Below are 19,690 nucleotides of genomic sequence, written 5' to 3' on the forward strand. Positions count from 1 at the left end.
ATCAGCGCGAGTGCCAACAACCGGTCATGTGGGGCTGTGCTGGGTCCACTGCGCCAGCAGCACGGCCGTCGCCGAGGCGACGTTGAGGCTCTCGACCTTGCCGCTGCCGGGAATGCCCAGCCGCAGATCGCAGGCCTTGGCGAGTTCGGGATCCATGCCCTCGCCTTCGGAACCGATGACGAACACGATGCGGTCGGGCAGCGGTTTGGCGAACACACTGTCGCCGCCGCGCACGACGGTCGCCGCGAGCGAGAAACCGGCGCTGCGCAGCTGGGCCAGCGAATTGTCGTCGCGACCGAGGCGCACGAACGGCACCGATTCGGCACCACCTTCGGCGACGCGCGCGGCCGCGCCGGACAGCGCCAGCGGCGAAGTCTTCGGCATCAGGATCGCACCCACGCCGAAGTGCGCGGCCGAGCGCAGGATCGCGCCGAGGTTGTGCGGATTGCCCACGCCGTCGAGCCACAGCGCGCACGCCGGACCGGCCGGCAGCGACTGCAGCCAGGTGCCCAGCGACTGCGGCGCCTCGCGCAGTACGTCGGCGACGACGCCTTCGTGGTGCGAGCTGGCCGCGAGCTTGCGCAGATCGTCTTCGGCGACGACGCGATAGCCGACGCGGTTCGCAGCGCACCACTTCAGCAGCGGCTGCAGCTGCGGGATGCGCGCCTCGAGCAGATAGAGCTTTCGGATCGCGTCGGGTCGACGCGCGAACACGGCGTCGATCGCGTTGCGCCCGTAGAGGCGCATCTCGCGCCGGTCTTCGGTTTCGCTGCCCGCCGCGTCGTCCGCGCGCACGTCGGGCCGCGGCGCAGCAGCGCGCGGCGGTGCAGGCGTGTCGGGACGCGAACGCGCGCCCCACGGACTGTCGCGGCCCGGCGCGGGTGCCGGCGTGCGGGGCGTGTCGCGGCCACCGCCGGACCAGGGGGACTTCGTCATATCAGGGGGCCTTGCGCCAGAAATCGGCATTGCGGATCCCGAGCTTGTCGGGATCGAAGATCGGGTCGAGACCCTGCTTTTTCTGCATCTCGTAATCGCGCAACGCGAGCATTGCGGGCTTCTGCAGGATCAGGATTGCGACGATGTTGAGCCAGGCCATCAGGCCGACACCGATGTCGCCGAGCATCCACGCCATCTCCGCGCTGCGCACCGCGCCGAAGATCACCATGCCCAGGATCGCGAGACGCAGCAGCAGCGTGCGGGTCGGCCGGGCGACGTGGTTGTTGAGGTAGGTGAGGTTGGTTTCGGCCATGTAGTAATAGGCCATGATCGTGGTGAACGCGAAGAAGAACAGCGCCACCGCGACCATCGCCGCGCCCCAGCCCGGCAGGATCGATTCGATGCCCGCCTGGGCGAAGCCCGAGCCCGCTTCCACGCCCGGCAACGCTTCGTGGAGCATCGTGCCTTCGGGTCCGACGATGTTGTACATGCCGGTCGCCAGGATCAGGAATGCGGTCGAGGTGCAGACCAGCATCGTGTCGAAATAGATTGCCCACGCCTGCACGTAACCCTGCTTGGCCGGATGCGAGACCTCGGCCGCAGCTGCTGCATGCGGACCGGTGCCCTGGCCGGCCTCGTTGGCGTAGATGCCGCGCTTGACGCCCCACTCGATCGCAAGGCCCAGCATCGCGCCGAAGCCGGCGTGTACGCCGAACGCGCTTTCGAAAATCATGCGGAACATCGTCGGCACGAAGTCGTAGTTGATGATCATCACCGCGACCGCGATGAAGATGTAGGCCAGCGCCATGAACGGCACGACCAGTTCGGCGAACGCTGCAATGCGCTTGACGCCGCCGAAGATGATCACCGACAGCATCAGTGCCACGGTGATGCCGATGCCGGCCTTGAGCGCGGTGCGCGCCTCCATGCCCATCCACTGCCCGGACAGGTCGCCGCAGACCGAGGTGCCCACGCAGGCGTTGGCGATGCTGTCGGCGATCGCATTCGCCTGCACGCCCGGCATCAGCAGACCGGCGGCGATCAGCGTCGCGAACGCGAACGCCAGCGCGTACCACTTCAGGCCCATGGCCTTTTCGATGTAGTACGCCGGGCCGCCGCGGTAGCGCCCTTCGCTGTCCTTTTCCTTGTAGATCTGCGCCAGCGTGCACTCGACGAACGAGGTCGAAGCGCCGAGGAAGCCCATCACCCACATCCAGAACACCGCACCGGGACCGCCGAAGGCGATCGCCGTCGCAACGCCGGCGATATTGCCGATGCCGATACGCCCGGCCATCGACATCGCCAGTGCCTGGAACGAGGACACGCCGGCATTCGAACTCTTGCCGCTGAAGGTCAGCCGGGTCATCTCGACGAAGCCGCGGACCTGCATGAAACGGGTGCGGAACGAAAACCAGAGGCCGGCGCCCAGGCACAGCGCGATCAGCGCCTTGCTCCAGATCAGCCCGTTCAATGCACTGAGTAAGGTATCCACGTGGCGCGATGCTCCGGTCGGGTGGCTGTCGCGATCCCCGTCGCAACTGGCGGACACGATACCTGCATTTCCGCGCGTCGTGCCGCGCCATGACCGCTTTTCGCGGGTGGATCAGGCGTCGGCAGTGTTGCGCAGCAGGCCGAAGACGCGCAGGTCGTGCAGACCGTCGGCTTTGCGGATCGCGCCGCGCAGCACACCTTCCTCGACGAAGCCGTTGGCCTGCAGCACCCGCGCCGAGGCCGGGTTGATGTCGAGCACGTTCGCCTGCATCCGCGACAGCGACAGTGCGTCCATGACCCAGGGCACGTAGGTCGCGACCACGCGGCGCATCACGCCGCGGTTCCAGTGCGTGCGGCCCAGCCAGTAGCCGAGTTCCGCGCTGTGCGCCCGCTCGCCGGCGGCGGCATGACGAATGCCGACGCTGCCGCAGGCCTCGCCGTCGATCTCGATCGCGAGCGCCGGCATCGCCAGGTCGACGACGCGTCCGGCGAGGAAGGCCTCGCCGTCGGCGCGCGTATAGGGATTGGGAAAGCGGTCGCTCAGACCGCGGACGATCGCAGGATCGTCCGCGTGGCGCAGCAGCGCGTCGAGATCACTGGCGCGCCAGCGGCGGAGCACGAAGCCCGCACCGTCGAGGCGCACCGCGTTCCAGCGCGCGGCATCAGGCATGGCCGCTGACCACGGGCGTCTCGTCTTCGAGCCGCTCGAGTTCGTTTGCCAGGGCTTCGGGCGAACGCGTGAACGGCGCCAGCAGCGCATAGAACGCCGGCACGACGAACAACGACAGCAGCGTCGAGAACGCGACGCCGAAGATCACCACGATGCCGATCGTCGCGCGGCTCGCCGAACCCGGACCGCCGGCCACGACCAGCGGGATCGCGCCCATGATCGTCGCCGCCGAGGTCATCAGGATCGGACGCAGACGCACCGCCGAGGCTTCGGCGATCGCTTCGCGCACGGTGCGGCCGTCGTCGCGCAGCTGGTTGGCGAACTCGACGATCAGGATGCCGTTCTTCGCCGCCAGGCCGATCAGCATCACGATGCCGATCTGACTGAAGAGATTCAGCGTGCCCCCCGTCGCCCACAGGCCGAGCAGCGCTCCGAGCACCGCCAGCGGCACCGTCAGCATGATCGACAGCGGATGGATGAAGCTCTCGAACTGCGCGGCCAGCACCAGATAGACGATCAGCAGCGCCATCGCGAAGGTCAGCAGCACCGCGCCGCCGGCTTCCTGGAATTCGCGGCTCTCGCCCTTCCAGTCGACCTGCGCGTAGTCCGGCAGCTCTTCGGCGGCGACTTCGTTGGTCCACGCGATCGCCTCGCTCATCGTGTAACCCGGCGCGAGGCCGGCGGCGATGGTGATCGAACGCAGACGGTTGAAGCGGTTGAAGCTGCCGGGCTCGGCGATCTCGCTGAGCGTGACCAGGTTCGACAGCGGCACCAGGGTGTCGTCGCGGCCGCGCACGAAGGTGCCGGTGAGATCGGACGGCGACATGCGGCGCTCGCGATCGGCCTGCAGCAGCACGTCGTATTCCTCGCCGTTGTCGACGAAGGTCGTGACCTGGCGCTGGCCCATCATGGTTTCCAGCGTGCGGCCGATCTCCTGCACCGACACGCCGAGATCGGCCGCGCGCGGGCGGTCGATGTCGACGCGCATCTGCGGACGGGTTTCCTTGTAGTCGGAGTCCGGATCCTGGATGCCCGGGTTCTCGCGCATGCGCGCGAGCATGCGGTCGCGCCACTGGGCAATTTCCGCATAGTCCGGACCGCCGAGCACCAGCTGGTAGCGCTGGCCACGGCCACCGACCAGACCACCCGGCACGTTGGCGCGTGCCTGCACGCCGGGCAGTTCGGCCAGCTGGGCGCGCAGGTCCTCGACAACCGACGCCGTGCTGACATCACGCTGGCGCCAGTCCTGCAGGAACACCACGATCTGACCCGTGTGCATGTCCTCGCTGCCGCCCCAGCCGCGCGGCACGCGCGAGTTGGCGCGCTCGATCGGCTGGTCCTCGCCGACCAGCGGCGCGAAGATCCGCTCGACCTGCTGCATCTGCGCCACCGTGTAGTCGTAGCCCGCACCTTCCGGACCATCGACGCCGATGAAGAAGCGGCCACGGTCTTCGGCCGGCGACAGTTCGCTGGGCACGCGCCAGTACAACAGCATCGCCGCCACGGCGCAGATCGCCATCGCGCCGGTCACCACCAGCAGCAGGCGGCCGCCCGACAGCGCGACCAGGCTACCGACGCGCCGGCCGTAGCCGTTGGACAGGCGGGTGAGGTGCCGGTTGGTCCACGCATTGAAGCCGGTCTTCTTGTGCCCCTGCGGGCGGACCAGCTTGGAGCACATCATCGGCGTCAGCGTCAGCGCGATGAAGGCCGACAGCGCGACCGCGCCGGCCAGCGCGACCGACAGCTCGCGGAACAGGCGACCGGAGTTGCCTTCCATGAAACCGACCGGCAGGAACACCGCGACCAGCACCGCGGTCGTCGCGATGACCGCGAACGCGACCTGCGCGGTGCCGCGTTTGGCCGCGACCAGTGGTGGCTCGCCGGCGTCCGCACGGCGCTGCACGTTCTCCAGCACGATGATGGCGTCGTCGACGACGAGACCGATACACAGCACCAGGGCGAGCAGGGTCAGCAGGTTGATCGAGAAGCCGAACGCGTACAGCGCGATGAAGGCCGCGACCAGGCACACCGGCACTGTGATCGCGGGAATCAGCGCCGCGCGAAGGCTGCCGAGGAACAGCCAGATGACGACGAACACCAGGCCCATCGCTTCGGCCAGCGTCCAGTACACGCGGCTGATCGCCGCATCGATGAAGACGGTGTTGTCGGCGGCGACGAAGATCTCGGTGCCTTCGGGCAGCGTCTGCTGGATGCGCTCGGCCTCGGCGCGCGCGGCATGGGCCACGTCGAGTGCGTTGGCGATCGAGGTGCGCACGATGCCAAGGCCGACGTTGGGCACCGAGTTGCTGCGCATGTAGGAGCGGCGCTCGGCCGTGCCCAGCTCGATCCGGGCCACGTCGCCCATGCGGATCACATAACCATCGGACCCACGGCGCAGCGGAATCGTCGCGAACTGCTCGGGCTCGCGGTAGCCGCGCTCCACGCGCAGGGTGAAGTCGCGCGTTTCCGACTCGATGCGGCCGGCCGGCAGTTCGACGTTCTCGTTGCGCAGCGCGGTCTCGACATCGTTGGCGGTGATGCCGCGCGCCGCCATCGCATCGCGGTCGAGCCAGATGCGCATCGCGTAACGCTGCGCGCCGCTGAGCTGCACGCGGGCCACGCCGTCGAGCGAGGACAGGCGGTCGATGACGTACCGGTCGGCGTAGTCGCTCAGCTCCATGGTGTCCATCACCGTGGAGCGCATGTTGAGCCACATGATCGCGTCGGCGTCGGCTTCGACCTTGGAGATCTCCGGCGGATCGGCCTCGATCGGCATGCGGTCCATGACGCGGCTGATCGCGTCGCGCACGTCGTTGGCCGCCGCCTCGATATCGCGGTTGAGGTTGAACTCGATGGTGACGTCGGAGCGGCCGTTGCGGCTGCGCGACTCGATGGTGCGGATGCCCTCGATACCGGCCAGCGCGTCTTCGAGAATCTGGGTGATCCGGGTTTCGACGACTGCGGCCGATGCGCCCGGATAGCTGACGTCGACCGAGACGATCGGCGGATCGACGTTCGGCAGCTCGCGCACCGTCAGGCGCATGAACGCCATGATGCCCAGCACGACCAGCAGCAGGCTGATGACGGCCGCGAAGACCGGCCGCTTGATCGAAAGATCGGACAGCTTCACTGGGTGTCACCCGCCGGCGCGACTTCTTCGGCCTGCTGGGCTTTCGCCTCCTGCACCGTGCCTTCGGTGATGCGCGTGCCCGGGCGCAGCTTGCCGGTGCCATCGACGACGATGCGGGTGCCGTGCTCGAGGCCCTCGAGGATCTCGACCAGCCCCTCGGCGCGCACGCCCACCGTCACCGGCGCCTGCTCGACGGTCTCGTCCTCGCGCACGCGATAGACGAAGGTGTCGCGGCCGACCTGGATCACCGCGATCTCGGGAATCATCAGCGCCTCGCGCGCCGCCTGCTGCAGGCGCACCTGCACCAGCATGCCGGGACGCAGTTCGCGGTCCGGATTCTCGAACGCACCGCGCACGGTGACCGCGCGCGACTGCGGATCGATGCGCGCATCGACCGTCTGCACCACGCCGTCGAAATCGCGGCCGGGAAACGCGGCGACGCGGCCGAACAGGCGCTGGCCGGTGATCACGCGCGACAGCTGGGTCTCGGGTACCGGGAAATCGACGTAGACCGCGCCGATGTCGTCGAGCGTGGCGATCGGCGTGCCGGGCGTGACCAGCGCACCCAGGCTGACCTGACGCAGGCCGAGCACGCCGGCGAACGGGGCGCGGATGGTGCGGTCGCCGATGTTGGCCCGCATCTCGGCGACGTTGGCACGCGCCGAATCGCGGTTCGCACGCAGGGTATCGACGGATGCCCGGGCGATCAGCTGGGTGTCGACCAGCTCGGTCCCGCGCCGGTACTGGCTGTCGGCATCGATGGCCGCGGCCTCGGCGGCCTGCAGGGTGGCTTGCTGCTGGTTGCCGCTGAGCGTGATCAGCGGCGCACCGGCCGCGACCTCGTCGCCGCTGTCGAAGTGCACGCCTTGCACGATCTCGCTGACCTTGGCCGTGACCGTGATCGACTCGCGCGCATTCACGGTGCCCAGCGCGGTGACGCTGTCGTTCCACTGCTGGGGCTGCACCACGGTCGTGGTCACCGGCACGGGCGCGGGCGCGGACTGTCCGGACGGCCCGGCGCCTTCCCCGCCGCAGGCAGACAGGACAAGGGCGGCGGCCAGGCCGAGGGCCCGCAGCGGAAACGCGGGTCGGACGGAGACGTGCTGGGACAAGAGAGCGCTACCGGTACGGAAAACCGCACGATCTTACCCGGTGGTCTGTGACACCGACCGTGCCAAGAGATGGTGTTGAAAAAACAGCGTTCCACGTCAACCGCTGGCACGGTCGTGCGTTTTGGCCCAGGCTGGGGAACCGCGCCTAGCGCGTTGCGTTGAGGTGTCCCCCATGGCCCTGTACGACAGCATTCTCGACACCATCGGCCATACGCCGATCGTCCGCCTGCACCGCCTCGCCCCGGACAACGTCCAGCTCTATGCGAAGGTCGAGTCCTTCAATCCCGGCGGCTCGGTCAAGGACCGCCTGGCGCTGGCGATCATTCTCGACGCCGAGTCCAAAGGGCTGCTCAAGCCCGGCGACACGGTCGTGGAGGCCACATCCGGCAACACCGGCATCGCGCTGGCGATGGTCTGCGCGGCACGTGGTTACAAGTTCGTGGCGACGATGGTCGAGACGTTCTCGATCGAACGCCGCAAGCTGATGCGCGCCTACGGCGCGAAAGTGATCCTCACCCCCGCCGCCGAACGCGGCAGCGGCATGGTCCGCCGCGCACAGGAACTGGCCGAAGAACACGGCTGGTTCCTGGCCAGCCAGTTCGCCAATCCCGCCAATCCCGCCTACCACCGCAGCACGACGGCGGCCGAGATCCTGCGCGACTTCGCCGGACGCCGGCTGGACCACTTCGTCACCGGCTGGGGCACGGGCGGCACGCTGACCGGCGTGGGCGAAGTGCTGAAGGTCGCGCGCCCCGAGGTGAAGGTGACGGCCTGCGAACCGGCCGGCGCCGCGCTGCTGCAGGGCAAGGACTGGGCCCCGCACAAGGTCCAGGGCTGGACGCCGGACTTCGTGCCCGAGGTGCTGAACCGCGACATCGCCGCCCAGGTGCTGTCGATCGACGATGCCGTGTCCATCGAGACGGCGCGCCGGCTGGCAACCGAGGAAGGCATCTTCGTCGGCATCTCCGCCGGCGGCACCCTGGCCGCCGCGCTCGAAGTGGCCAGGACTGCCCGCGATGGCGACGTCATCCTGGCGATGCTGCCCGACACCGGCGAACGCTATCTGTCGACACCGCTGTTCGCCGACATCAACGACGGCTCCGACGACGACTGGCTGGCCGGTCTGCCGTAAGCACGCTTGTTCCGTCGCGGCCTCGGGGCCGCGACGGGATCTGCAGTGACGGTTCTTATCCGGTCACAGCGCGTGGGTGCGCTGTCAGCCAACCGGAGCGGGAGAACGGCGCGATCAACGCGGCACATCGAGATCCGACGATTGCGGCTTCGGCTCGACCGCGCACACGAGGCGCAACTGTCGACATCGCGCCGCCGATGACCTGGCGCGCGTCGCTGGGAAACCGCTCAGCCCAGCCAGAGCGCCACGCCACCCCCGACTGCGACCAGCAGCAGGACCCAGCCCACCCAACCGTAGCGGCCGCTGTCACCGGGCACGACGGTGTCCTCGCGCGCCTCGCGGAGCAGCGGCGAGCAATGCCGGGCCACCGCGTCCCGCGCTGCGTCTTCGCTGAGCCCGGGCTTGGCATCGCGCAGACGGCGCGCCGCATCCACGATGTTGCCCGTCGCGATCTTGGCCGCCACTTCGCTCGGCAGAACGCCGGAATCGGCCGGCGCTGCACCGGCAGTCGTCTGGTAGGGATCGTTGTCGTCGAGCCGGTCGGAAGGATTCGCCGCGAGCCGCTGGATGGCATCGATCGCCTCCGCGCGGCCGAGGCCGGGATTGGCCTGGCGGATCAGTCCGGCCGCCTCCTCCGGGCGGGCGCGTCGCAGCGCATCGTGTACGGCCAGCGGCACGTGCAGGCGTCCGGCATGGGTGACGGCGGACATCGGGCTTCTCCACGTCTCAAGTGGCCGCGCAGTCTGGAGCACCTGGGGTGATGGGCCGGTGGTCATTGGTCCACGCGACGGCCGGATGCGACACTCGCGCCATGATCCGTGTCCACGCCCTGCGCGCCGACATCACCGGCTGCGATGTCGACGCCATCGTCAATGCCGCGAACGCCGCGCTGGCCGGCGGCGGCGGCGTCGACGGCGCGATCCAGCGTGCGGCCGGGCCTGCGCTGCTGCGTGCCTGCCGCGCCCTGCCGGAGGTCTCGCCAGGCGTGCGATGCCCGACCGGCGAAGCGCGTCTGACCCCGGGCTTCGAATTGCCGGCGCGGCATGTGATCCACACCGTCGGCCCGGTCTGGCGCGGCGGGCATGCCGGGGAGCCGGCGCTGCTGGCCGCGTGTTATCGCAACAGCCTCGCGCTGGCCCGGACCCATGGCATCGCGACCCTCGCGTTTCCCGCCATCAGCTGCGGTGTCTACGGCTATCCGCCCGACGCGGCGGTCGCGATCGCCGTGGAAACCGTACGCCGTTGGGCCGGTCCGCAGTCGCTGGACGTGCTGTTCTGCTGCCACGACGCCGCGATGCTGGCGCGCTACGAAACGGCGCTGGCCCGCTGAGCGCAGGACGTTCTGCACCGTTCGACAGGCATTGCGAATCCGCGAGACGGACGCAGACACGAAAACGCCGGCACGAAGCCGGCGTTTCCCCATCCGGTCAGGCCGTCGCCCGACTCAGCCCTTCTTCCACTTGCCCTGCGCGGCCAGGCCGTTGTCGCGGGCGCGTGCGAACACCGTGTCCTGCGCCTTGCCGACGTTGTTGACCAGGTCCTGCGACCACAGCTTCAGCGCGGCCTGCTGCATGGCGCGGCCGTAGGAGAACGACAACGGCCACGGATTCGGGCCCATGCGGTTCATCGCATCGAGGTGCGCGGTCGAGCGCTCGTCGCTCTGGCCGCCCGAGAGGAACACGACGCCCGGCAGGATCGCCGGCACCGAGGACTTCAGACACATCAGCGTGGCTTCGGCGACTTCCTCGACATCGGCGGTTTCGCCGCTGTCCTTGCCCGGCACGATCATCGATGCTTTGAGGATGGTGCCTTCCAGCATGACGTTCTGGTTGTACAGCGCGTCGAACAGGCCGCGCAGCGTGATTTCGGTGACCTCGTAGCAGGTCTCGATGTCATGGTCGCCGTCCATCAGCACTTCCGGCTCGACCATCGGCACCAGGCCCTGCTCCTGGCACAGCGCGGCGTAGCGCGCGAGCGCATGCGCATTGGCCTCGATGCAGGTGCCCGACGGCATGTCTTCGCCGATCTTGATCACCGCGCGCCACTTGGCGAAGCGGGCGCCGAGCTTGTAGTACTCCTCCAAGCGCGCGCGCAGGCCGTCGAGGCCTTCGGTCACCAGCTCGCCGGGGAAGCCGGCCAGCGCCTGGGTGCCACGGTCGACCTTGATGCCCGGGATGATGCCGCGCTCGGTCATGTACTTCGCGAACGGCACGCCGGCCTTCGTCGACTGGCGGATGGTCTCGTCGAACAGGATCGCGCCGCTGATGTGCTCCGACAGCTTGGGCGTGGTCAGCAGCAGCTCGCGGTAGGCGCGGCGGTTCTCTTCGGTGTTGGCGATGCCCACGTTTTCGAAGCGCTTGGCCAGCGTGCCGGTCGATTCGTCGATCGCGATGATGCCCTTGCCGGGGGCGACCATGGCCTGGGCGGTTTCGGCAAGCTGTTCGATGCTCATGGGGCGGATACGTCCGGCGGGGGAAAGAACGCGATTATAGCCTGCGGCTTCGGACCGGCCCGCCGCGCACGGCCCATCCACCGACAGCGCGGCAGGCCGGGTTCCGATGGACGTCCGCCATCACGCCGAGAATCGGTTCGACGCCCCCGTCCGGGCGCAGGCGAGGTCCCCGTCCTGCTGGCCATCCGATCCACCTTGGCGCTCGCCCTCGGCATCCTCGTCGCGCCGGGCCTGTGCGCGCAGACGACGACGCCCCGAGAGCAGGCATTCGAAGCCCGCGCCGCGGCTGCCGGCTACGCGATGACCATGATGGCCACACTCCAGGAGAGCCTGCGCCTGCGCTGCAGTCTCCTGCCCGGGCTGGCGGGCGAACAGTCGCAGGCGGCCTGTCAGCTCTGGATGGACCGCAATGCCGCGCCGCTGAAACTCGCGGCCGAGCAGGTGCATGCGATGGTGCGGCTGATCGCCGAGGTGCACGGCGAGGCGGCTGCGCAGCAATTCGGACAGGACCGGATCGCGGACACGGCCGCCAATGCCGCGCGTGAGAATGCGTCGCTGCTTCCCGGTGGGCTCGCCGACGCGCAGACCTGCCTGGCGGTCGCCCGCTTCGCCGCGAGTGGCGAGACGGACATCCTGCGGCATCCCGAGTTCGGCCCGACCCTGCAGCGGATCGGGACGAACGGGGACTGAGCCGCCGTCAGAGTTCGCCCAGGCCCTCGGCGCGCCCGTCTTCACCCACCTGCAGCAGACGCAGGGTGTTGGTGGCGCCATGGGTTTCCATGTGCTCGCCACTGGTGAACACCACGCGCTCACCCGCGCTCAGTAGGCCCGCCTCGACCAGCAGACGCACGCTGCCGCGGGCGGCCTCGCGCGGTGTCTGGCCGCGGCTGTCGTATTCGAACGGAAACACGTCGCGCATCAGCGTCATCCGGCGCCGGGCATCGGCATGGCGCGAGAACGCATAGACGTGCGCGCCGCCGCGGAAGCGCGACAGGTACCGCGCGGTGCCGCCGGATTCGGTCATCGCGACGATCGCGCCCACGCCCACGTGCTCGGACAGGAACATCGCGGCCATCGCGATCGCATGGTCCGCGCGCTCGAGGTTGCGCTGGGCCTTTTCGAAATCGGTGTCGTGCGCGAACTGGCGCTCGGCGCCGACGCAGATGCGCGCCATCGCCTCGACCGCGCGCACCGGATACGCACCGGCTGCGGACTCGGCCGACAGCATCACGGCATCGGTGCCGTCGATCACGGAGTTGGCGACGTCCAGCACTTCGGCGCGCGTCGGCATCGGGCTTTCGACCATCGACTGCAGCATCTGCGTCGCGGTGATCACCACTTTGTTGCGGGCCAGCGACTCGCGGATGATCTTCTTCTGCAGGCCTGGCAGCTCGGCATCGCCGATTTCGACGCCCAGATCGCCACGCGCCACCATCACGACGTCACTGGCATCGATGATCTCGGCCAGATTCTCGATCGCTTCGGTGCGTTCGATCTTCGATACCAGCGCCGCATCGCTGCCGTGCGCACGCGCGATCGAGCGCGCTTCTTCCATGTCCGCAGCGTTGCGGCAGAACGACACCGCGATGAAATCCACGCCGATGTCGGCAGCGACCTTGATCAGGTCGCGGTCGTGGTCGGTCAGCGCACCGAGCGACAGCCCGCCGCCCTGCTTGTTGAGTCCCTTGCGGTTCGACAACACGCCGTCGTTGAGCACGGTGGTGACGATGCGCGCGCCTTCGACGGCGGTGACCTGCAACTGCATCAGCCCGTCGTCGAGCAGCAGCACGTCGCCGGCCACCAGATCGCCCGGCAGACCGAGATAGCTCACGCCGACCTGGTCGACGGTGCCCGGAGGCGCATCGGCATCGGCCAGCAGATCGAAGCGGTCGCCGGTGCGCAACTGCACCTTGCCCTCGGCGAACTTCTCGATCCGGATCTTCGGACCCGGCAGGTCGGCCAGGATGCCGATCTCGACGCCTGCACGGTCGGCGGCGTCGCGGACGGCATCTGCACGCGCCTTCTGCGAAGCCGGATCGCCGTGCGAAAAGTTCAGGCGGACGGCGTTGACGCCGGCGGCGATGAGGGCATCGAGGATGCCGGGGGCGTCGGTCGCAGGACCGAGCGTGGCGAGAATGCGGGTGCGGCGACGATGCGCCGGCACGGGAGGAAGTTCAGTCGTGGTCATAGGCCGAGTGTAGTGTCCACCGGTGGTCAAAGGCATGTTGCGCAGCAACACGCGCCGCGCTGCGCGCTCCCCGCGCGCGGTCCGAGCTTACTGGGAAATCGAGGCAATCGGCGCGTGGGCCGCCATGACGCGACGTCCCGCGTCGATGCACGCCGCGGTGCACTCTGCAGCCAACGGAAAGACGCAGACGCCGTTGCATCGCGCGCACCGCGCACGGCAGCAGATGCGCGGGATCACACGTCGACGATGGCCAGGGGCGCGTACCGACGTCGAATGCGGCCATCCGGTGAGCCTGGGTATTCGAGCCGGGCCCGCACACTGGCCTGCGATCCGAATGCATTGCGCCACCACGGCGCAGACGGCCCGGCGCACGCAAAGCGCGTGCGCCGAAGCGCCAGGCGAATCGCCTCGCCCGACGCGGGTTTCAGGCCACTGCGACGCGCAGGGCGTCCGGCGTCTCGACCAGCCGATCGGCACCGGCTTCGCGCAGTTCGTCCGCGCCGCCGAATCCCCACAGCACGCCGATCGAACGCATGCCGTGCTGGCGGGCACCTTCGATGTCCATGCGCCGGTCGCCGATCATCGTGCACTGCGCAGGTGCCGCGCCGAGCCGGCCCAGGGCCTCGGCGATCAGTTCGCGTTTGTAGCGCCGCGTGCCGTCTTCGCTGGCGCCGACCACGGTGGTGAACGCATCGCCGAACGGCAGCGCGTCGAGGATCCGCCGCGCGAAGACTTCGCGCTTGGACGTCACCACGGCCAGGCGTCGGCCTTCGGCGGCCAGCGCCGTGATCAGGCCTTCGATCCCGGGGTACACGCTGTGCGCGCGCCAGCCTTGGGTGTCGTAGCGATCGCGATACAGATCCACTGCCTGCACCGCACGCCCTTGGTCACCGTCGAACAGGGCCGCGAAGCTGTCGAGCAGCGGCGGACCGATCCACGGCAGCAGCGCCTCACGCGGGAGCGGCGCGTGCCCCATCGCATCGAGCGTATACGCGATGCCGCCGAGGATGCCCGGCTCCGAATCGATCAGCGTGCCGTCGAGATCGAAGAACAGCGTGTCGCTCACGCCTCGCGCGCGTCCAGCGCCGCCACGGCCGGGAGGGTCTTGCCTTCGAGGAATTCGAGGAAGGCGCCGCCGCCGGTCGAAATGTAGGACACGTCGTCGGCGATACCGTACTTGTCGACGGCCGCCAGGGTGTCACCGCCACCGGCGATCGAGAACGCCTTCGACGAGGCGATCGCGCGCGCCAGCGCTTCGGTGCCGCCCCCGAAGGCGTCAAACTCGAACACGCCGACCGGGCCGTTCCACACCACCGTGCCGGCGGAGTGGATCATCCGCGCATAGCGGGCGGCGGTCTCGGGTCCGATGTCGAGAATCATGTCGTCCGCCTCGACCGCGTCCACCGCCTTGACGGTGGCCGGTGCATCGGCCGCGAACGCAGGTGCGACGACGACATCGGTCGGCACCGGAATCTCGGCGCCGCGCGCCCTGGCATCGGCCATGATCTGCTTCGCGGTGTCGAGCAGGTCGGTCTCGACCAGCGACTTGCCGACGCCATGGCCCAGCGCCGCAATGAAAGTGTTGGCGATGCCGCCGCCGACGATCAGCTGATCGACCTTGCCGACCAGCGACGACAGCAGTTCGAGCTTGGTCGACACCTTGCTGCCGGCAACGATGGCCAGCATCGGGCGCGCCGGGCCATCGAGCGCCTTGGCCAGCGCGTCGAGTTCGGCCATCAGCAGCGGGCCGCCGGCGGCGGTCTTCGCGAAACGGATCACGCCATGCGTCGACGCCTGCGCACGGTGCGCGGTGCCGAACGCGTCCATGACGAACACGTCGCACAGCGCTGCGTACTTCCTGGACAGCGCCTCGTCGTCGTCCTTCTCGCCGACATTCATGCGGCAGTTTTCCAGCAGCACCAGCTGGCCCGGCGCGACCTCGACACCGCCCACCCAGTCGCGCACCAGCGGCACGTCGATGCCCAGCAGCTCCGACAGGCGCGCAGCGACGGGCGCCAGCGAATCGGCCTCGCTCCAGCTGCCTTCCTTCGGCCGGCCGAGATGCGAGGTCACCATGACCGCCGCGTTCTGCGCCAGCGCCTGCTTCAGCGTCGGCAGCGACGCGAGGATGCGCTGGTCGGAGGTGACCTTGCCGCCGTCGACGGGGACGTTGAGATCCTGCCGGATCAGCACGCGCTTGCCGGAAAGGTCGAGGTCGGTCATGCGGACGATGGTCATGGCTCTGGGCTCGCTGTATTCGGAAGGAGAACGCGTGTGCGTCAGCGGCCCATTGTCCGCGGTGTGCCTGCGGGCAGGCAAACCGGCCCCGCAGTCGACGCCCGTGAGAGCGCGACTGCGCGCGAAGGCGCCTCATGGCACACCGCCCGCGCGCGCCCGGCAATTCTTAGCGCGGCTTCGGCGCCTGCAGCAGACTCAGGGCGAAGCCGCCGACCAGCAGCACGCCCAGCACCAGCACGCTCCACAGCAGCCAAGTGCCCCAGTCGCGCGGCGGCGTGGCGTCCAGCGCAGCAGCGCCGGCCAGTTCCGTGCGCGGGCCCAGGGTCGCGATCGCCGGCTGCCAGCGGCCGCCATTGCGCGCACGCAGATCGGCCAGCAGGGGCGCGACCGCGGCGTCGATACGCTGGGCGCGTCCACTGCCTGCCCGCAGCGCGAACGGCGGCGCACCCTCGGCGACGAACACCAGGCGTTCGGGGCGATAGCCGAGTCGCAACTCAGGCATGGCGCCGGCTGTCGGCGCGTCCGGCACCAGTCGCCACTGACGCGCGCGCACCATCGCATCGAGCGCCAGCGGCGGCGTGCGGGACGCCGCGTCCGCGCCAAGCCGGTAGACCAGCCAGTTGCTGGCAATCGTGCGCCACGGGGCGTCCTGGGTGTCGCGCACCGACAGCGTCCAGCGCGCGGTGGCGTTGCCGTCCAGGCCCAGATCGACGTGGGTGACCGGCAGCCGAGCATCGAGCTGGAATACGACGCCACCCTCGGCATCCGCCGGCCCGGCCGGTTCGAGTGCGCGCCAGTCGAGTGCAGGCGTCCCGGCCGCCCCCAGTGATTCGCCCGTGACCGAGTCGATCGCCGGCATCGTGCCCGCGCCGTCGCCGGGCGTGAGCCGCAGATACCGCATGCGTACCGGCGTGTCGAATACGATGCGCCGCTCGACCAGACGTTCGTCGCCGCGCTGCAGATCGAGCAGGCGCCCGCCGGCAGGCAGCGGGCGCCAGTCGCGCAGATCCGCCGACCCTTCGACACGCATCGTGCGCTCGAACGCCGCGTCCGCAACGCCCCAGTCCAGCACCAGCGCCTGCAGCGGCGCATCCGACGCGCCGGCATCCACCAGCAATGCCGCTGGCGGCGCATCGCCCGGCGAAGGCCGCCACTGGATGCGGCGCAGGCGGCCATCGGGATCGAGTTCGCTGATCGCCGCAATGTCGCTGCCCGCGCGCGCCGCCGTCGCCGGCAGCGGGAACCAGGCCAATGGCTGCGTCGTGCGACGCGCCGTCGGCGCAGGCGCGGACTGCAGCAGCGCCGGTACCTGCCGGCCATCGCCGTTGACCACCACCAGATCACGCAGCGCCGGCGACACCGTGGTCGCGTAGACCGCATCGTCGAGCTCGACCTGATAGGCGCCGGCATCGGACGCCGGCAGGGTCAGCGGCCATTGCGCGACGAAGACGTCGTCGCCCGCCGCGGCAATCGCCCCATTGCAGGCAAAACCAAGGGCGAGCACAACGAGGTGTTGCACAGGTCGCTTCATGCGCCGGTCTCCACTGCTTCAGCCGTCACCGCACGCGGCGGCGCGGGCGCGAAGAACCCGACGACGGTACACAGCAGGCCGTAGGCGATGAACGAACCGATGCCCCACAGGTTGCCGAGATGGCTGCGATCCACCAGCACCAGCTTGGCCAGCACGATCGCCATCAGCACCGCACCCGCCAGCCACAGCACACGCTGGCCACGGCGCGAGCCGATGACCCAGCCCAGCACGCCGAGCACGCTCCAGACCACGGTCAGACTGGTCTGCGCCAGACTGCTGCCCGCGAGCGCGCCGTCCCAGGGCACGCCGCCCCAGTGATGCGCGCCGCGCAGCGTGATCGCCGTGACCAGCAGGAAGGCGCCCGCCGACAGCACCGGCATGCGTGCTCGTGCCGGAAGCGGCGCATCGCCGCGCCACAACCAGCGCGCGATCAGCAGCAGCGCCGCGACCTGGGCAAGATCGAGCGGATTGACCAGCGCGATCCACGGCAGCGGTGAAGGATCGCCGGCACTGCCCAGCGCCGCCAGCCACCAGATCGCGAGCAGCACGCAGCAGACCGTGCGGAACGACGCACGCATCGGATCGAAGGCCGCGCCCAGCAGCGGCGTGAGCCACGACCAGCGCAACAGTGCGACCGCGGTGACCATCAGCCACGGCGCCACCACTGCGACCCGCCACCAGCCGTCGCCGCCATCGAAGCGGTCGACCAGATGCACCAGCAACAGCGACACCGCGGCCGGCCACAGCAGCCACCACCCGAACTGCGCAGCGCGTGCGAATCCACTGTCGCCTTCGCGCAGGCACCGCAGGCTGCGCACGCCCAACGCGGCGAAGACCAGCCACGCCCACAGGCCGTATCCGGAGAACGGCTGCTGATGGACGTCGGCCTGCCACAGCGCAAGTGGCAGCGCGGCCACCAGAGCGAGGCAGGCCGTACCGGCCAAGAGCGAATCGGACGCCCGCCGGTGGCGCTCGGCGGCCAGCCAGCCGGTCACGGCCGCCAGTGCCAACAGCGCGTCGGGGAATGCAGCCGCCGGCAACACGCGCTGCAACTCCAACGCCCACGCGCCAATCCACCAGAGCAACGTCCACACATAGGCCACGCGCGCCGGCACGACGGCGCCCGCCTGCGCATACGTCCATGCGATCGCGAGTCCGGCGATCACGAACAACATCGCGCCGACGAACAGCCCATGCACGAACGGGGCGGCGCCGACCGTCGCATTGCCCACCGCGAACGCGTAGGCGACCACGGCCGCCCCCTGCAGCGCGATGCCGGACCATCGTGGCAGGCGTCGCTGCTGGCGCAGGCCCAGCCACACCAGCGCAGCCCCTTCGAGCGCGAACACGCTGGCAGTGGCCTGCGCCGACAGTGCCAGGGGCACCGCCAACGTCGCGAAGCCCGCTGCCAGCAACGCATACGACTGCTGCAGTACTTCGAAGCGACCGCCGCGTCGCAGCCACCACGACAGGCCTGCATACAGCGCCGCCACGCCGAGGGCGCACAAGGCGAGCGCCGTGGTGTCGGTGCGCATCAGCCCCGCCTGCAGCGAGAACGCCACCAGCGGCGTGCCGAAGACCAGACAGCCATCGATCAGATCACGCCGCCCTGCCGGCCGTCGCCGCGCATGCAGCAGCGGCACCGCCAGATAGATCGCGAAGAACAGCGCGAGGAACGCCTGCGCGGACGTGTAATCGGCGGCCTCGTAATCCAGCACGCCCCACAGCGTGCCGATGCCGAAGGTGAAGACGAAGCCCAGCAGATTGAGCAGGCGCCACGCCCGGAACCAGGCAATGGCGACGATCGCCGCGTTGAGCACCGCGTAATAGCCGAACAGCGCGACATGGTTGCCGCTGCCGGTCGACAGCCAGATCGGTGCGAGGAACCCCGCCAGCACCGCGAATACCGCCAGCGCCATCGCGCCCTGGAGCACCGCCAGCGCGCCAGCGCCGAACACCAGCGCCACGCTTGCGGCGAACGCGAATCCGATCGGCACCAGTCCGAACATCCGCGATGCGGCAAACACCACCAGCAGCAGGATGCCGATCATCCCGCCCTGCAGGCTCAGCGCGAAAACACGATGACTGTCACGACGCATCCAGCCGAACACCAGTCCCGCGATCGCGGCCACCGCAACACCGGCCAGCCGCAGCGACACCGGCACCTGCAGCAGGCCTTCGTCGCTCGCGTACTTGAGCAGCGCGGCGACGCCGGCGAACAGCACCAGCATGCCGATCTTCACCGGTACGTTGCCGGTGGTGAACCACTGACGGACCAGACGCAGGCCACGCTCGAACACGTCCGGGCCCGTCTGTGCCGCATAGGTGGCCGGCCGCGCAACGGGCGTTGGATCGATGGGCGTATCCGCATCGCGCCAGGCACTGCGTGGCGGTACCGGCGGCAGTGGTGGTGGCGTGACGGACGCGGCCGGCACTGCGTCGAGCGGCGGCACACCCGGCGATGGCTGCGCGATCGACGGCGCTTGCGCGCTGGAAGGCGAAGACCGCGGTGCAGGTGTCGGTGAGGGCGTGGGCGACGGGACTGCTTCATCGCGCGACGGTGGCGTCGCGGCCGTCTCGGCCGGAACGGCTCGCGCGCCCGCTTCGCGGCGCATCACATCCACCGCCCGCTCCAGAGCGAAGACGCGGCGCCGCAGGCCCGCGATCATCACCAGCGCGACGACCAGCAGGACGGGAACCGTCAACAGCGCCAGCCCGACCAGTACCAGCAATTCTTCCATGCCCCGCCCCGCCCCATCCGCGCCGGGCGGCGCGCCTGCGACACCTTACCCGGCGACGCTCCGAACGCA

The 19,690-nt window shown here is 69.5% G+C and carries 15 protein-coding genes; 3 read left to right on the plus strand and 12 right to left on the minus strand.

Translation table 11 applies throughout. The annotated features are described in order from the left end of the window. Positions 1–24 precede the first annotated feature (24 nt). The 5 genes from AC3A5K_RS10365 to AC3A5K_RS10385 form a co-directional block, all read right to left on the minus strand. Positions 25–936, minus strand: a complete 912-nt coding sequence (locus AC3A5K_RS10365) for a TrmH family RNA methyltransferase (RefSeq protein WP_487617441.1) — start codon at positions 934–936, stop codon at positions 25–27. 1 nt (position 937) lies between these two features. Continuing rightward, the gene (locus tag AC3A5K_RS10370) at positions 938–2,428 is read right to left on the minus strand and encodes an alanine/glycine:cation symporter family protein (RefSeq protein ID WP_487617442.1); all 1,491 of its coding nucleotides are present in this window, start codon (positions 2,426–2,428) and stop codon (positions 938–940) included. Between the two features lie 111 nt (positions 2,429–2,539). Beyond that, positions 2,540–3,097, minus strand: coding sequence for a GNAT family N-acetyltransferase (locus AC3A5K_RS10375; RefSeq protein ID WP_487617443.1), 558 nt, complete (start codon positions 3,095–3,097; stop codon positions 2,540–2,542). After that, positions 3,090–6,227: an efflux RND transporter permease subunit gene (locus AC3A5K_RS10380; protein ID WP_487617444.1), complete on the minus strand. Its 3,138-nt coding sequence runs from the start codon at positions 6,225–6,227 to the stop codon at positions 3,090–3,092. Before AC3A5K_RS10380 ends, AC3A5K_RS10375 begins: the two co-directional genes overlap by 8 nt. Next, the gene (locus AC3A5K_RS10385) at positions 6,224–7,303 is read right to left on the minus strand and encodes an efflux RND transporter periplasmic adaptor subunit (protein WP_487617734.1); all 1,080 of its coding nucleotides are present in this window, start codon (positions 7,301–7,303) and stop codon (positions 6,224–6,226) included. The genes AC3A5K_RS10380 and AC3A5K_RS10385 overlap by 4 nt, the downstream gene beginning before the upstream one ends. A 208-nt stretch (positions 7,304–7,511) precedes the next feature. On the opposite strand from AC3A5K_RS10385, the gene cysK reads away from it, so the two are divergent. After that, positions 7,512–8,471: a cysteine synthase A gene (cysK, locus tag AC3A5K_RS10390; protein WP_487617445.1), complete on the plus strand. Its 960-nt coding sequence runs from the start codon at positions 7,512–7,514 to the stop codon at positions 8,469–8,471. Between the two features lie 227 nt (positions 8,472–8,698). On the opposite strand, the gene AC3A5K_RS10395 is transcribed toward cysK, so the two are convergent. Continuing rightward, on the minus strand, positions 8,699–9,181 hold the full coding sequence (locus AC3A5K_RS10395; RefSeq protein ID WP_487617446.1) for a hypothetical protein: 483 nt from the start codon (positions 9,179–9,181) through the stop codon (positions 8,699–8,701). A 104-nt stretch (positions 9,182–9,285) separates the two neighbouring features. Between AC3A5K_RS10395 and AC3A5K_RS10400 the strand changes: the two genes are divergently transcribed. Continuing rightward, entirely contained in the window at positions 9,286–9,801 is a 516-nt protein-coding gene (locus tag AC3A5K_RS10400) for an O-acetyl-ADP-ribose deacetylase (RefSeq protein ID WP_487617735.1), read from the plus strand. A 114-nt stretch (positions 9,802–9,915) separates the two neighbouring features. On the opposite strand, the gene AC3A5K_RS10405 is transcribed toward AC3A5K_RS10400, so the two are convergent. Beyond that, positions 9,916–10,923: a class I fructose-bisphosphate aldolase gene (locus AC3A5K_RS10405; protein WP_487617447.1), complete on the minus strand. Its 1,008-nt coding sequence runs from the start codon at positions 10,921–10,923 to the stop codon at positions 9,916–9,918. A 195-nt stretch (positions 10,924–11,118) separates the two neighbouring features. Between AC3A5K_RS10405 and AC3A5K_RS10410 the strand changes: the two genes are divergently transcribed. Then, positions 11,119–11,613 (plus strand): hypothetical protein, encoded by a 495-nt coding sequence (locus AC3A5K_RS10410; protein ID WP_487617448.1) that lies wholly within the window; start codon positions 11,119–11,121, stop codon positions 11,611–11,613. A 7-nt stretch (positions 11,614–11,620) separates the two neighbouring features. Here the strand turns inward: AC3A5K_RS10410 and pyk are convergent, their stop codons facing one another. The 5 genes from pyk to AC3A5K_RS10435 all read right to left on the minus strand — a co-directional run bounded on the left by pyk (position 11,621) and on the right by AC3A5K_RS10435 (position 19,621). Further along, on the minus strand, positions 11,621–13,111 hold the full coding sequence (gene pyk, locus AC3A5K_RS10415; protein WP_487617449.1) for a pyruvate kinase: 1,491 nt from the start codon (positions 13,109–13,111) through the stop codon (positions 11,621–11,623). Between the two features lie 424 nt (positions 13,112–13,535). Then, positions 13,536–14,177, minus strand: a complete 642-nt coding sequence (locus AC3A5K_RS10420; RefSeq protein WP_487617450.1) for an HAD hydrolase-like protein — start codon at positions 14,175–14,177, stop codon at positions 13,536–13,538. Continuing rightward, a complete protein-coding gene (locus tag AC3A5K_RS10425; protein WP_487617451.1) occupies positions 14,174–15,349 on the minus strand; it encodes a phosphoglycerate kinase in 1,176 nt (391 codons plus the stop codon). The genes AC3A5K_RS10420 and AC3A5K_RS10425 overlap by 4 nt, the downstream gene beginning before the upstream one ends. A 166-nt stretch (positions 15,350–15,515) precedes the next feature. Then, entirely contained in the window at positions 15,516–16,880 is a 1,365-nt protein-coding gene (locus AC3A5K_RS10430) for a DUF3999 domain-containing protein (RefSeq protein ID WP_487617452.1), read from the minus strand. Next, a complete protein-coding gene (locus AC3A5K_RS10435) occupies positions 16,877–19,621 on the minus strand; it encodes a DUF2339 domain-containing protein (RefSeq protein WP_487617453.1) in 2,745 nt (914 codons plus the stop codon). The genes AC3A5K_RS10430 and AC3A5K_RS10435 overlap by 4 nt, the downstream gene beginning before the upstream one ends. Between the last annotated feature and the right edge of the window lie 69 nt (positions 19,622–19,690).

The sequence above is a fragment of the Luteimonas sp. Soil_C_5 genome, from assembly GCF_057656615.1.